Origin of the sequence: Amycolatopsis mongoliensis, from assembly GCF_030285665.1 — a bacterium.
Lineage (GTDB): Bacteria > Actinomycetota > Actinomycetes > Mycobacteriales > Pseudonocardiaceae > Amycolatopsis > Amycolatopsis mongoliensis.
In genome coordinates this window covers 5,379,627-5,390,645 of record NZ_CP127295.1, presented here as the reverse complement: position 1 = coordinate 5,390,645, position 11,019 = coordinate 5,379,627, and the positions used below count along the sequence as shown (strand labels likewise).

12 protein-coding genes are annotated in these 11,019 nt (G+C 72.3%); 5 read left to right on the top strand and 7 right to left on the bottom strand.

Going from position 1 to position 11,019, the window contains the following annotated elements; genetic code table 11:
* Nucleotides 1-8: 8 nt before the first annotated feature.
* Nucleotides 9-857, top strand: a complete 849-nt coding sequence (locus tag QRX60_RS26310) for a MaoC/PaaZ C-terminal domain-containing protein (protein ID WP_286003441.1) — start codon at nucleotides 9-11, stop codon at nucleotides 855-857.
* 50 nt (nucleotides 858-907) lie between these two features.
* Entirely contained in the window at nucleotides 908-1,360 is a 453-nt protein-coding gene (locus QRX60_RS26305; protein WP_286003440.1) for a riboflavin kinase, read from the top strand.
* Nucleotides 1,361-1,561: 201 nt separating this feature from the next.
* Here QRX60_RS26305 and QRX60_RS26300 read toward each other — a convergent pair whose 3' ends face one another.
* From QRX60_RS26300 to QRX60_RS26275, 6 genes are all read right to left on the bottom strand, one after another.
* Nucleotides 1,562-2,119: a DUF5134 domain-containing protein gene (locus QRX60_RS26300; protein WP_286003439.1), complete on the bottom strand. Its 558-nt coding sequence runs from the start codon at nucleotides 2,117-2,119 to the stop codon at nucleotides 1,562-1,564.
* Nucleotides 2,120-2,206: 87 nt separating this feature from the next.
* Nucleotides 2,207-3,376 (bottom strand): lipid-transfer protein, encoded by a 1,170-nt coding sequence (locus tag QRX60_RS26295; RefSeq protein WP_286003438.1) that lies wholly within the window; start codon nucleotides 3,374-3,376, stop codon nucleotides 2,207-2,209.
* Nucleotides 3,373-3,759 (bottom strand): MaoC family dehydratase, encoded by a 387-nt coding sequence (locus QRX60_RS26290; protein WP_286003437.1) that lies wholly within the window; start codon nucleotides 3,757-3,759, stop codon nucleotides 3,373-3,375. The genes QRX60_RS26295 and QRX60_RS26290 overlap by 4 nt, the downstream gene beginning before the upstream one ends.
* On the bottom strand, nucleotides 3,756-4,664 hold the full coding sequence (locus tag QRX60_RS26285; protein WP_286003436.1) for a bifunctional MaoC family dehydratase N-terminal/OB-fold nucleic acid binding domain-containing protein: 909 nt from the start codon (nucleotides 4,662-4,664) through the stop codon (nucleotides 3,756-3,758). The genes QRX60_RS26290 and QRX60_RS26285 overlap by 4 nt, the downstream gene beginning before the upstream one ends.
* Nucleotides 4,661-5,815 carry an acyl-CoA dehydrogenase family protein gene (locus QRX60_RS26280; protein WP_286003435.1) on the bottom strand — a complete coding sequence of 385 codons (1,155 nt, stop codon included), beginning with the start codon at nucleotides 5,813-5,815 and terminating at the stop codon, nucleotides 4,661-4,663. The genes QRX60_RS26285 and QRX60_RS26280 overlap by 4 nt, the downstream gene beginning before the upstream one ends.
* Before the next feature lie 4 nt (nucleotides 5,816-5,819).
* Nucleotides 5,820-6,869, bottom strand: coding sequence for an acyl-CoA dehydrogenase family protein (locus QRX60_RS26275; protein ID WP_286003434.1), 1,050 nt, complete (start codon nucleotides 6,867-6,869; stop codon nucleotides 5,820-5,822).
* Nucleotides 6,870-6,956: 87 nt separating this feature from the next.
* Between QRX60_RS26275 and QRX60_RS26270 the strand changes: the two genes are divergently transcribed.
* Together QRX60_RS26270 and QRX60_RS26265 are read left to right on the top strand one after the other, a co-directional pair.
* The gene (locus QRX60_RS26270; RefSeq protein ID WP_286003433.1) at nucleotides 6,957-7,820 is read left to right on the top strand and encodes an alpha/beta fold hydrolase; all 864 of its coding nucleotides are present in this window, start codon (nucleotides 6,957-6,959) and stop codon (nucleotides 7,818-7,820) included.
* Nucleotides 7,821-7,833: 13 nt separating this feature from the next.
* Nucleotides 7,834-8,328, top strand: a complete 495-nt coding sequence (locus tag QRX60_RS26265) for a nitroreductase family deazaflavin-dependent oxidoreductase (RefSeq protein ID WP_286003432.1) — start codon at nucleotides 7,834-7,836, stop codon at nucleotides 8,326-8,328.
* Here QRX60_RS26265 and QRX60_RS26260 read toward each other — a convergent pair.
* Complete coding sequence (locus tag QRX60_RS26260) at nucleotides 8,325-9,710, bottom strand: WS/DGAT/MGAT family O-acyltransferase (RefSeq protein WP_286003431.1); 1,386 nt, start codon at nucleotides 9,708-9,710, stop codon at nucleotides 8,325-8,327. The genes QRX60_RS26265 and QRX60_RS26260 overlap by 4 nt on opposite strands.
* 65 nt (nucleotides 9,711-9,775) lie before the next feature.
* Between QRX60_RS26260 and QRX60_RS26255 the strand changes: the two genes are divergently transcribed.
* A complete protein-coding gene (locus QRX60_RS26255) occupies nucleotides 9,776-11,011 on the top strand; it encodes an alpha/beta hydrolase (RefSeq protein ID WP_286003430.1) in 1,236 nt (411 codons plus the stop codon).
* The last annotated feature ends 8 nt before the right edge of the window (nucleotides 11,012-11,019 follow it).

The window sequence follows — 11,019 nt, the reverse complement described above, 5'->3', positions numbered from 1 at the left end:
AGGTTCGGGTGCCCATCGATCCCGCGGTCGCCGTCGGCGCCGAGATCGGCGAGGTGAGCTTCGCCTGGACGTCGTCGGACGTGCTGCTCTACCACCTGGCGCTCGGCGCGGGCCCGGACGAGCTGCGCTACACCTACGAGCGGGACCTGGTGGTGCTGCCGACGTTCGCGACGGTCGCGGCGAACCTGCGCGTGTTCGACCCGCCGGCGGTGTCGTTCCCCGGGGTGGAGATCGACCTGGCGAAGGTGCTGCACGGCAAGCAGGAGATCACGCTGCACCGGCCGATCCCGGTCGAGGGCAAGGCGGTGGCGAAGTCGCGGATCGCGGACGTCTTCGACAAGGGCAAGGCCGCGGTGGTCGTCCAGGAGGTCGCGGTGACCTCGTCGGCCGGCGATCCACTGTGGACGGCCCGGTCGAGCATCTTCGCCCGCGGCGAGGGCGGTTTCGGCGGCTCGCGGGGTCCGTCGGACCGGATCGAGTGGCCGGCCCGCGAGCCGGACGTCGTGCTGGAGACGCCGACGCTGCCGCAGCAGGCGCTGCTGTACCGGTTGTGCGGCGACCGGAACCCGCTGCACGCCGACCCGGCGTTCGCCGCGGCGGCCGGGTTCCCGAAGCCGATCCTGCACGGGCTGTGCACGTACGGGATCGTGGCGCGCGTGCTGGTGAACGAGTTCCTGGACGGCGATCCCGCGCGGGTGGCGTCGTTCGCGACCAAGTTCGCCGGGGTGGTGTTCCCGGGCGAGACGCTGCGGATCCGGGTGTGGCGCGAGGACGGCCGGCTGCTGGTCACGACGACGGCGGTGGAGCGCGACGACGCGCCGGTGCTGGCGGACACGGTGCTGGTGTCCACTTCGTGAGCGTCCCGGCGGTCGCCCGCTAACGTGGAGGGGTGACTTCGGGAGGACGGATGCCGGAATACTTCGTGGTGCGGGGCACGGTCGAGCACGGCGACGAGCGGGGCCGTGAGCTGGGCTTTCCCACGGCCAACCTCGCGCTGGGCGACCAGGCCGGCTCGGTCGGCGACGGGGTGTGGGCGGGCTGGGTGGGCCGCGAGGACGGTTCGCGGGTACCGGCGGCGATCTCGGTCGGCCGCCGTCCGACGTACTACGGCGCCGACGGGTACCGGCTGCTGGAGGCTCACCTGCTGGACTTCACGGCTGACCTGTACGGCGAGACGCTGGTGGTGTGGCTCGGGTCGCACCTGCGCGACCAGCAGGCGTACGCCTCGGCGGAGGACCTGATCACGGCGCTGAAGAACGACATCGCGGCGGCGAGCCAGTGGACGGCCGAGCACCCGGCAGCGGCACTGCCGGCCCCCGGCGAGACCCCCTTGGGCGAGGTCCGCCGAGTCAGCGGCTGACGCCGCCAGGCCCGCCACGCGAGATCCGTGCCGGATCACGCGAGTTCCGGCTCCGGTCACGCGAGTTCCGGCCGCAACCACGCGAACTCCGGCGAAGCGCGGGCTGACCACCGCGGCCGCCGCTCCGAGCCAAGTGACGTGAATGACTCATTCATGTCGTCGGATGACGTGAATGAGTCATTCACGTCATCCGGGCCCGCCTCACAAAGCCGAGGCCAGCAGCATGTATCCCATCCCCGCCCCCATGACCGCCCGGCAGATCGCACGCGAAGCCTGCCCGGCGCCGGGGTCGGAGCCCACCGTCGGCGCCGTCCGGAGGGCGAGCGCTCCGGACCACACCGCGTCCACCACGAAGTACCCCGCCGCCGCCACCGCGACCAGCGGCAACGCCAGTCGTGAGTCCATCGGGGACATCGTCAGCCACGGGCCGCGCGCCATGCCACCGTGCGGCATCGCCGTGACCATGTAGAACATCGCCGCCGCCGACAGCGCGTGGTGCGCGCAGCCCGTCCGGCCCCGCCACCACGCCACCGCGAACCAGCCCGCCGTCAGCACCAGCACCGCCTGCCAGCCCGCCGCCGGGATCGGGCCGCCGACCGGGGAAAGCATCGCCACCATCGCCACCACCAGCAGCAGCTCGGCCAGGTCGCCGTGGCGGACCCCGTGGCCCAGCCGCGCGTAGTCGAGGCGGACCAGCCGCAGCACGCACGGCAGCGCCAGCGCCGCGAACACCGCCGTGAGCGCCCAGTCGACCACCATCGCAGTCGGCCTCACTCTCCGTCGTGGGTGGTGCATCCACCGTGACACCCACGACGGCCGCGCACCAGCCGTCAATGAGGTGACGCCTCAGTCACCCGTCAGGATGAGTCCGCTGGTCGGCACCCCCGTCCCCGCCGTGACGAGCACCCGGGACGCGCCGGCCACCTGGTTGACCGCCGTCCCGCGAATCTGCCGGACGCCCTCCGCGATGCCGTTCATGCCGTGGATGTACGCCTCGCCGAGCTGGCCGCCGTGCGGGTTGAGCGGCAACGCGCCGTCGAGCTCCAGCGCCCCGTCGGCGATGAAGTCCTTCGCCTCCCCGCGACCGCAGAAGCCCAGCTCCTCCAGCTGCATCAGCACGTACGGCGTGAAGTGGTCGTACAGCACGGCAACGTCCACATCGGACGGCCCGAGACCGGACTGGCCCCACAGCTGCCGCCCCACGACGCCCATCTCGGGCAGCGCGGCCAGGTCGTCGCGGTAGTAGCTGGTCATCACGTACTGGTCCGGCCCGCTCCCCTGCGCCGCCGCCGCGATCACCGCCGGCGCCCGCGCCAGCTCGCGCGCCCGCTCGACACTCGTGACGACCAGCGCCACCCCGCCGTCGCTCTCCTGGCAGCAGTCGAGCAGGTGCAGCGGCTCGGCCACCCAGCGCGACGACTGGTGCTCCTCGAGGGTGATCGGCCGCTCGTGGAACCACGCGTTCGGGTTGGTCGCCGCGTGCTTGCGGTCCACGACGGCGACGCGCCCGAAGTCCTCGCTCGTCGCGCCGTAGTCGTGGAGGTAGCGCTGCGCGACCATGGCCACCGTCGCCGCCGGGGTCGCGATCCCCATCGGGTAGTGGAACGCGTTGTCGACGCCGGAGGAGTTGACCTGCCCCGCCGCGGCCGAGGACACCTGGCCGAACCGCATGCCCGAGCGTTCGTTGAACGCGCGGTACGCGACGACCACGTCCGCGACGCCGGTCGCCACCGCCATCGCGGCCTGCTGCACGGTCGCCGCCGCCGCGCCACCGCCGTAGTGGATCCTGCTGAAGAACTTCAGCTCCGGGATGCCCAGCTCGCGGGCCACCGCGATCTCGGCGTTGCCGTCCATCGTGAACGACACCAGACCGTCCACATCGGACGGCGTGAGTCCCGCGTCCGCCAAGGCGTGGGAGATGCATTCGGCCGCCAGCCGCAGTTCGCTGCGCCCGGAGTCCTTCGAGAACTCCGTCGCGCCGATCCCGGCGATGGCCGCCTTGCCCGAGAGCGTCACGGCAGCGTCACCTCCACGGTCCCGGCGACATGCTCGCCGAGCGAATCCACCCCGGACACCGACACGACGACGTCGTTGCCCTCGCGCGAGACCACGCGGCCGGTGAACGTCAGCGTGTCGTAGGCGTAGCACGGCACGCCGAGCCGGATCTTGATCGACCGGATCAGCGCCTCCGGGCCGGCCCACGCCGACACGAACCGCTGGACCAGGCCGGTGTCGGTGAGGATGTTGAGAAAGATGTCTTTCGACCCGCGCGCCACGGCCGCGTCGCGGTCGTGGTGCACGTCCTGGAAGTCGCGGGTGGCCAGGGCCGTGCTGACGACGAACGTCGGCGTCGCCTCGATCGTCAGCGGCGGCAGCTCGGTCCCTTCGGTGACGGTCATCGCGCCACCTTCCAGGCCGGCAGCGTCAGCTCGTCGTCGACGCGGACGAACGCCGCCACCACCGGGAGTCCGATGTGGACTTCCTCGGGTGCCGCGTCGAGCAGCTCGGCCATCACGCGGACCCCTTCTTCCAGCTCCACGAGCGCCACGACGAAGGGCAGCTCCTTGCCCGGCACCGGCGGGTGGTGGTGCACGACGTAGGAGAACACGGTCCCCCGGCCACTCGCGACGACGTAGTCCGGCTTCGTGTCCAGCGAGCCGTCGGGCGGCATCGGCCCGGGCGGGTGCCGCAGGGTTTCCCCCCAGCGCTGGATGCGCAGCTCGCCCTCCTTCAAGCCGTCCCAGAAGAACTCCGTGTCCTTGCTGGTCACCGGCCGCAGCACCGGCGCGGGTGGCGGCTTCGGCGCGGGCGGGCGGAACTTGAGGACGCGGAACATCATCTCCGCGACAGCTTCGTCCTCGACGTACCATCGCACGCGCGTGGTGACGAACCAGCCCTCCCCCAGCGCGGTCTTCTTGGGGCCCACGACGCTTTCCAGCGCCGTCCGCGCCTCCACCTGCTCGCCGGGGCGCAGGTAGCGGTGGTAGGTCTGCTCCGAGTTCGTCGCCACGACGGACGTGAACCCGGCCTCGTCGAGCAGCTCCATCATCAGGCCGAGCGGGTCGTCGGTCCCTCGGGGGGAATTCAGACCGCCCATCGTCCACACCTGGGCCATCGCGGGCGGCGCGACCAGTCCCTTGTGAACGCTCTGCGCGGCGAACTCCGGATCGGTGTAGACGGGGTTGCCGTCCCCGATCGCCTCGACCCAGTTGTTCACCATGGCCTGGTTCACCGGGTCGCGCGCGAGACGCGGCGAGCACTCGCCCCGCGCGGCGATTTCGGCGGCGGCTTCTTCGATGGTCATCGCGGCACCCTCGGCAGGCCCAGGCCGATCGACGCGATCAGCTCCCGTTGGATTTCGCTGACCCCGCCGCCGAACGTCAGCACGATGTTGCGCTTGGCGGCGATGTCCAGCCATTCCGCCAGCTCGGCGGTGTCCGGATCGGCCAGGTCACCGTGGCGCCCGACCAGCTCTTCGAGGTTCCGGCCGATCCGCTGGATGACCTCGGAGCTGAACACCTTCGTCGCCGACGCGTCGGCGACCGCCACCGGTGCGCTCGCCGAGGACACCGCGACCTGCCAGTTCAGCAGCTCGTTCACCCGCGTCACCGCCATGGCCTCGGCCAGCACGGCCCGGACGTCGGCGAGGTCCAGCAGGCCGTGGGCGGCGGCCCAGGCGCGGACCCGGTCGTACAGCCCGCCGATCCGCCCGGCCGGGCCGAGCATCACGCGCTCGTGGTTGAGCTGCGTGGTGATCAGCCGCCAGCCTTCGTTCTCCTTGCCCACCAACCGGTTCACCGGCACGCGGACGTCCGAGTAGTACGTCGCGTTGACGTGGTGGGCGCCGTCGCAGGTGATGATCGGCGTCCACGAGTAGCCGGGGTCGCTCGTGTCCATGATGAGGATCGAGATGCCCTTGTGCCGCGGCGCGTCCGGCGCGGTCCGCACGGCGAGCCAGATGTAGTCGGCGTCGTGCCCGCCGGTGGTGAAGATCTTCTGGCCGTTGACGACGTACTCGTCGCCGTCGCGCACCGCCGTCGTCCGCAGCGCCGCGAGGTCGGTCCCCGCCTCCGGCTCGGTGTAGCCGATCGCGAAGTGGATCTCGCCGGCCAGGATCTTCGGCAGGAAGAAGGCCTTCTGCTCGTCCGTGCCGTACTGCTGCAGCGTCGGCCCGACGGTCTGCAGCGTCACCGACGGCAGCTGGACGTCGGCGCGCGCGGCCTCGTCGACGAACAGGTGCTGCTCGATCCCGCCGAAGCCCTGCCCGCCGTACTCGACCGGCCAGCCGACGCCCAGCCGGCCGTCGCGGCCCATCCGGCGGACGATCTCGCGGAACACCGGCCCGTGCCGCTCGCGCAGCATGGCCTGACGTTCTTCCGGGCTGATCAGCCCGGCGAAGTACTCGCGCAGTTCGGCGCGCAGCGCTTTCTGCGCCGCGGTCAGTTCGACGTGCATCCGCTCACCCCGCCACTCGTTCGCCGAGCCTGCCGAGCCGGTGCGCGGCGCCGCCGAGCGCCCGGCCGAGGTCCTTCACCGCCGAGGAATACCGGTGCAGCGGATAGGTTTCGTCGACGCCGACCCCGCCGTGCAGGTGGTGGCAGGTCGCGAGCGCCTTGGGCGCCTCTTCGGCGAGCCAGTAGGCGGCGACGTCCAGTTCGGCGTCCGCGTCGAGGCCGGCCGCCAGCCGCCACACCGCCGACGTCACGGCCAGGTGCACGGTCCGGGAGGCGACGTAGACGTCGGCGATCTGGCCCGCCACCGCCTGGAACGTCGCGAGGGGACGGCCGAACTGGGTGCGTTCGCCCACGTGCTTCACCGTCAGGGCCAGGGCGCCGGCCAAGAGTCCGTCCCCGACCGCGAGCGCCCCGGCGAGGGCGAAGCGGTGCAGCGCCGCGACGGCGCCCCGGTCGAACAGGAGGTCGCTCTCCTCGGCGGCGACGTCGTCCAGGCGCACGGTGTACTCCGGCGTCCCGGCCGAGGTGGGCGTCGGGACGAGCGTGACGCCGTCGGCCTGCGGGTCGACCAGGTAGACGGCGGTGCCGTGCGGCGTGGTCACCGGCGTGAGGATCCGGGTGGCTTCCCGGGCGTACGGGACCGCCGTCTTCACCCCGCTGAGCAGCCATTTCCCGTCGGCCGCCCGTGCGGTCGCGGCGGGTTGCCCGGTCAGGGGCGCGGACGGCTCGTGCAGGGCCGCGGTGAGCAGGGCCTCCCCCGCGGCGACCGGCGGCAGGAGATCCGCGCGCTGCTGGGGCGTGCCCAGTGTTTCGACCGGGAGGACGCCCAGCGCCAAGGCGGTGTAGGCCGGTACCGGCGCGGCGGCGCGGCCGACCTCGGTGAGGACCTGCGCGACCTCCGCGACGCCCAGGCCGTCGCCCTCCAGGTCGGGGGGCAGCGCGAGGGCCAGCAGGCCCGACGACGCGAGCGCGCGCCACGGATCGTCCTCCGCACCGAGCACTTTGGCGGCGAGGGCGGCGATCTCCGTCTGCGTATCGTCAAGAGTGAAGTCCACGCCTGTCCTCCGGATCGGCGCAATAGTGAAACCTGTTCTAGTCTTAACCGGAAAGCCCCGGCACGGCAACCCCCGCGGAGGAGCGGCATGGCGGTGATCGGACCGGACGGCGCGCGCCGCCGCCTGATCACCGTGCCCTCGACCGCCGCCGTGCCCGACCCGGTCCCCCTCGACCTGCCCGGCCGCGGGCGGACCGTGGTCACCGACGTCGGGCCGCGGGACGCGCCCGCCCTCGTCCTCTTGCATTCGGTGGCCTGCACGGGCTTGCTGACCTGGTACCCGGCGCTCCACCGGCTGGCGCGCCGCCACCGCGTCGTCGTGTTCGACCAGCGGTGGCACGGCCGGGGCATCCGGTCGCCGGAGTTCCGGCTCGCCGACTGCGCCGCCGACGTCGTCGCCGTGGCGGACGCGCTCGGCATCGGGCGGTTCGCCGTCGGCGGGTACTCGATGGGCGGGATGGTCGGCCAGCTGGTCGCCCGCGCCGAACCAGAACGTGTTACCGGATTGGTGCTGTGTTCGACCGCGAGCAACTTCCGGCGCGGGCTGCGCCAAAGCGTCGCGCTCGACGTGTTCGGCCGGACGCTGCGCCGGCTTCGCGAGCGCGTGAAGCTGCCGGCCGCGCCCACCGCCGCCCCCCGCGCGCGCGTCGAGGACTACCGGTGGGGCCTGCGGGAGTTCCGGTCGACCACGCCGTGGGAGATCGCGGTCGCCGTCGACGAGATCGGCCGGTTCGACTCGACGCCGTGGCTGCACACGCTGCGGCTGCCCGCGGCCGTCGTCGTGACCACCCGGGACCGGTTCATCGCCCCCGAGCACCAGCGCTCCCTGGCCCGCCGCATCCCCGGCGCGGCGACCTACGAGGTCGCGGCCGGGCACGCCGCCTGCGTGCTCGCCGCCGACCGCTGGGTGCCCGCCCTGCTCGCCGCGGTCACGTCGGTACACACCCCTTGAGGAGGACTGCACGATGGGACGCTTCAGCCTGCCCGAGCAGAAGCCCGGCGGCCTCGACTCGCCCGCGACGGCCAAGGTCATGAAGTACGGGGCGAGGGCCCAGGTGGCGGTCTTCCGGCTGACCGGCGGCCGCGTCGGCAGCACCTGGCGGATCGGGGCCGGGTTCCGCAAGCCGGTGCCGACGCTGCTGCTGGAGCACCGCGGGCGCAAGTCCGGCCGGCTGTTCACGACGCCGCTGCTCTACCTTCGGTCCGGCGAAGACGTCGTCGTCGTCGGCTCCCAGGGCGGACTGCCGGACCACCCGCAGTGGTACCGCAACCTGCTGGCGCACCCCGAGACCCGCATCCACCTCAAGGGCCGGCGCGCCGTCCCGGTCACGGCGCGGGTGGCCGGGCCCGCGGAACGCGCCGACCTCTGGCCCCGGCTGGTGGAGCTGTACGCCGACTTCGCGAAGTACCAGGCCTGGACCGAGCGGGAGATCCCGGTCGTGGTGCTCGGCCCGCGCTAAGGGGCCGCCTTCAGCAGCTCGGCCAGGGCTTCCGGGAGCGCGTCGGCGAGCGGCCACAGGTCCTTGACCAGCTCCCGCGCACCGAGCAGCCCGACGTGCAGCTTGCCCGCGTTGGACAGCACGGTGACGTTCAGCCCGGCGCCGTGGAAGACCGGGCCGAGCGGGTAGAGGCCGGTGATCCGCGCGCCGAGGAAGTACAGCGGCATCGGCGGCCCGGGCACGTTGGAGACAACCAGGTTGTGCACCACCGGGTGCTTCTCGGCCAGGCGCAGCGCCGAGTACGCGCGCACGGCGAGGCCGAACGCCGTCGCGGCCGAGAACTGCGCCCAGTCCTGCAGCATGTCGGCGTCGATGTCGTAGTGGTGGTCCTTCGACAGCCGGTTGGCCTCGGCGAGGAAGAACACCCGTGCAGTCGGGTCGGCCAGGTGCGTCGGCAGCGACGCGAAGAACGCGGAGACCTTGTTGCTGCCGTGGTCGCGTTCGGTCCGGTCGTGCACCGAGACCGGGACGGTCGCGACCAGCGGGTCTTCCGGCAGTTCGCCGCGCGCGTCCAGGAACTTCCGCAGCGCACCCGCGACGACCGCGAGCACGACGTCGTTGACCGTGACCCCGAAGGCGTTCTTCACGTCCTTGACCGTGCCGAGGTCGAGCTGGGCGAACGCGACGCTGCGGTGCCCGGTGATCGTGCCGTTCAGCGACGTCCGCGGCGCGGTGAACGGGATCGGCATCCCCTTGCCGCGCAAGGCTTTCCCGAGCCACCGCGGGACGAGCTCCAGCAGGTCCGGCAGCAGCCGCGCGAGCTCGGCGGGGCGTTTCGCGACGCTCTCGACGCCGGAGCGGAGCAGGTGCAGCGGCGCGGGCAGCCCGGGGTTGCGAGGTTCCTCGATCTCCGGCATCGGCCCGTCGGGTTCCAGCCCGGCCAGGTAGGTGATCAGGCTGGCGCCGCTCACGCCGTCGACGCTCGCGTGGTGCATCTTCAGCAGCACCGCGATCTGGCCGTCGGCCAGCCCTTCGATGACGTAGAGCTGCCAGAGCGGGCGGCCGCGGTCGAGCTGCTGGCCGGCGATGTGCGCGCACAGCTCGGCCAGTTCGGCCCGGTCGCCGGGGGCGGGCACGCCGATGCGGTGCACGTGGTGGTCGAGGTCGAAGTCCTCGTCCTCGATCCACACGGGATGCCCGATGTTCCAGAGCGGATTGTGCAGTTTGCGGCGGAACGCCGGAATCACCCGGACCCGTTCCTCGAGCTTTTCCATGAGCTTCGCGAAGGTGTAGCCGCCGGGCATCGTCGAGCCGTCGAGGGTGATCAATCCGCAGACGTGCAGGACCTGGGACGACGTTTCGAGGTAGAGGAAGCTCGCGTCGAGGCCACTCAGTCTCTGCATGGCGCTCAGCGTAAGCCACTTCCGGCGAGCGGCGCGTCACCCTACTCGCCGGTATCATCACGCTGGTGCAGCCGAATTTCCTGATCCGTCGCGCGGTCCAGCTCGGCCTCACCGCGAACGCGCTCCGCCCGCTGCGGGCCCGGTCCACGACCATCCCGGCGTTCTTCGCCGGGTGGCTGACCGGGGAGCTCGCGCCCCAGTTCCTGGCGTTGACGGCCGCGGACTCCCTGGTCCACGTGGCCCGGCACGGCGTCCGCGACCGCTCGACACAGGCGGGGCTGGCGATGGCCGCCGCGTCCGCCGCCGGGCTCGCCGCGCTGATCCGCACGGGCCACGGCGCCCGCGACGAGATCGAGGCGGCGCTGACCAACGCGCTGGGCGAGGACTACGCGACCGAGCTGGGGCGGACCGACCTGGGTCTGCCGTGGGGCGAGCTGGCGCTGCCGTTCCGGATGGGCGCGCCGGACGTGCGGGTCGACCGCAACATCGCGTACGCCCCGGGCGGCAAGCGGTTCCTGCTGGACGTCTACCGCCCGCTGGAGCCGGTGTCGGGCGCACCGGTCCTGCTGCAGGTCCACGGCGGCGCGTGGGTGATCGGCAACAAGGAGGAGCAGGGCCGGCCGCTGATGCGTCACCTGGCCCGCCGCGGCTGGGTGTGCGTCGCGATCAACTACCCGCTGTCCCCGGCACACCGCTGGCCGGCGCACATCGTGGCGGCGAAGCGGGCGCTGGCGTGGATCCGATCGGAGATCGCGGCGTACGGCGGCGACCCCGGTTTCGTGGCGGTGACGGGCGGATCGGCGGGCGGGCACCTGTCGGCGTTGCTGGCGTTGTCGCAGAACGACCCGGCGCTGCAGCCGGAGTTCGAGGACGCCGACACGAGCGTGCAGGCATGCGTGCCGCACTACGGGGTGTACGACTTCGCGGCCACGTCGGGGTCGCGGGCGAGTCGGTACCGGTTGGAGAGCTTGATCGCGCGGCGGGTGTTCGCGGCCGATCGTGATCCGGTCAACCACTTGGACGACTACGTCGCGGCATCTCCGCTGGACCGGATTTCGTCGGACGCCCCGCCGTTCTTCGTGATCCACGGACGGGATGATTCGCTGGTGCCGGTGCGCGAGGCCCGCGAGTTCGTGCGGCGGCTGCGGGAGAAGTCGCGGTACCCGGTGGCCTATGCGGAGCTGGCCGGGGCGCAGCACGCGTTCGACGTGTTCACGTCCGTGCGGAGTGCGCACGTGGTGCGGGGCGTGGCGCGGTTCCTGGACTTCACGTACAACGCCTGGAAGGCCGAGAACCGGTAGGTCGCGGC

What these genes read in the sequence shown, in the direction of transcription:
- QRX60_RS26305 (WP_286003440.1), top strand. Translation starts at nt 908, where the DNA reads ATGCCGGAATACTTCGTGGTGCGGGGCACGGTCGAGCACGGCGACGAG.
- QRX60_RS26300 (WP_286003439.1), bottom strand. Translation starts at nt 2,119, where the DNA reads ATGGTGGTCGACTGGGCGCTCACGGCGGTGTTCGCGGCGCTGGCGCTG.
- QRX60_RS26290 (WP_286003437.1), bottom strand. Translation starts at nt 3,759, where the DNA reads ATGACCGTCACCGAAGGGACCGAGCTGCCGCCGCTGACGATCGAGGCG.
- QRX60_RS26285 (WP_286003436.1), bottom strand. Translation starts at nt 4,664, where the DNA reads ATGACCATCGAAGAAGCCGCCGCCGAAATCGCCGCGCGGGGCGAGTGC.
- QRX60_RS26280 (WP_286003435.1), bottom strand. Translation starts at nt 5,815, where the DNA reads ATGCACGTCGAACTGACCGCGGCGCAGAAAGCGCTGCGCGCCGAACTG.
- QRX60_RS26270 (WP_286003433.1), top strand. Translation starts at nt 6,957, where the DNA reads ATGGCGGTGATCGGACCGGACGGCGCGCGCCGCCGCCTGATCACCGTG.
- QRX60_RS26265 (WP_286003432.1), top strand. Translation starts at nt 7,834, where the DNA reads ATGGGACGCTTCAGCCTGCCCGAGCAGAAGCCCGGCGGCCTCGACTCG.
- QRX60_RS26260 (WP_286003431.1), bottom strand. Translation starts at nt 9,710, where the DNA reads ATGCAGAGACTGAGTGGCCTCGACGCGAGCTTCCTCTACCTCGAAACG.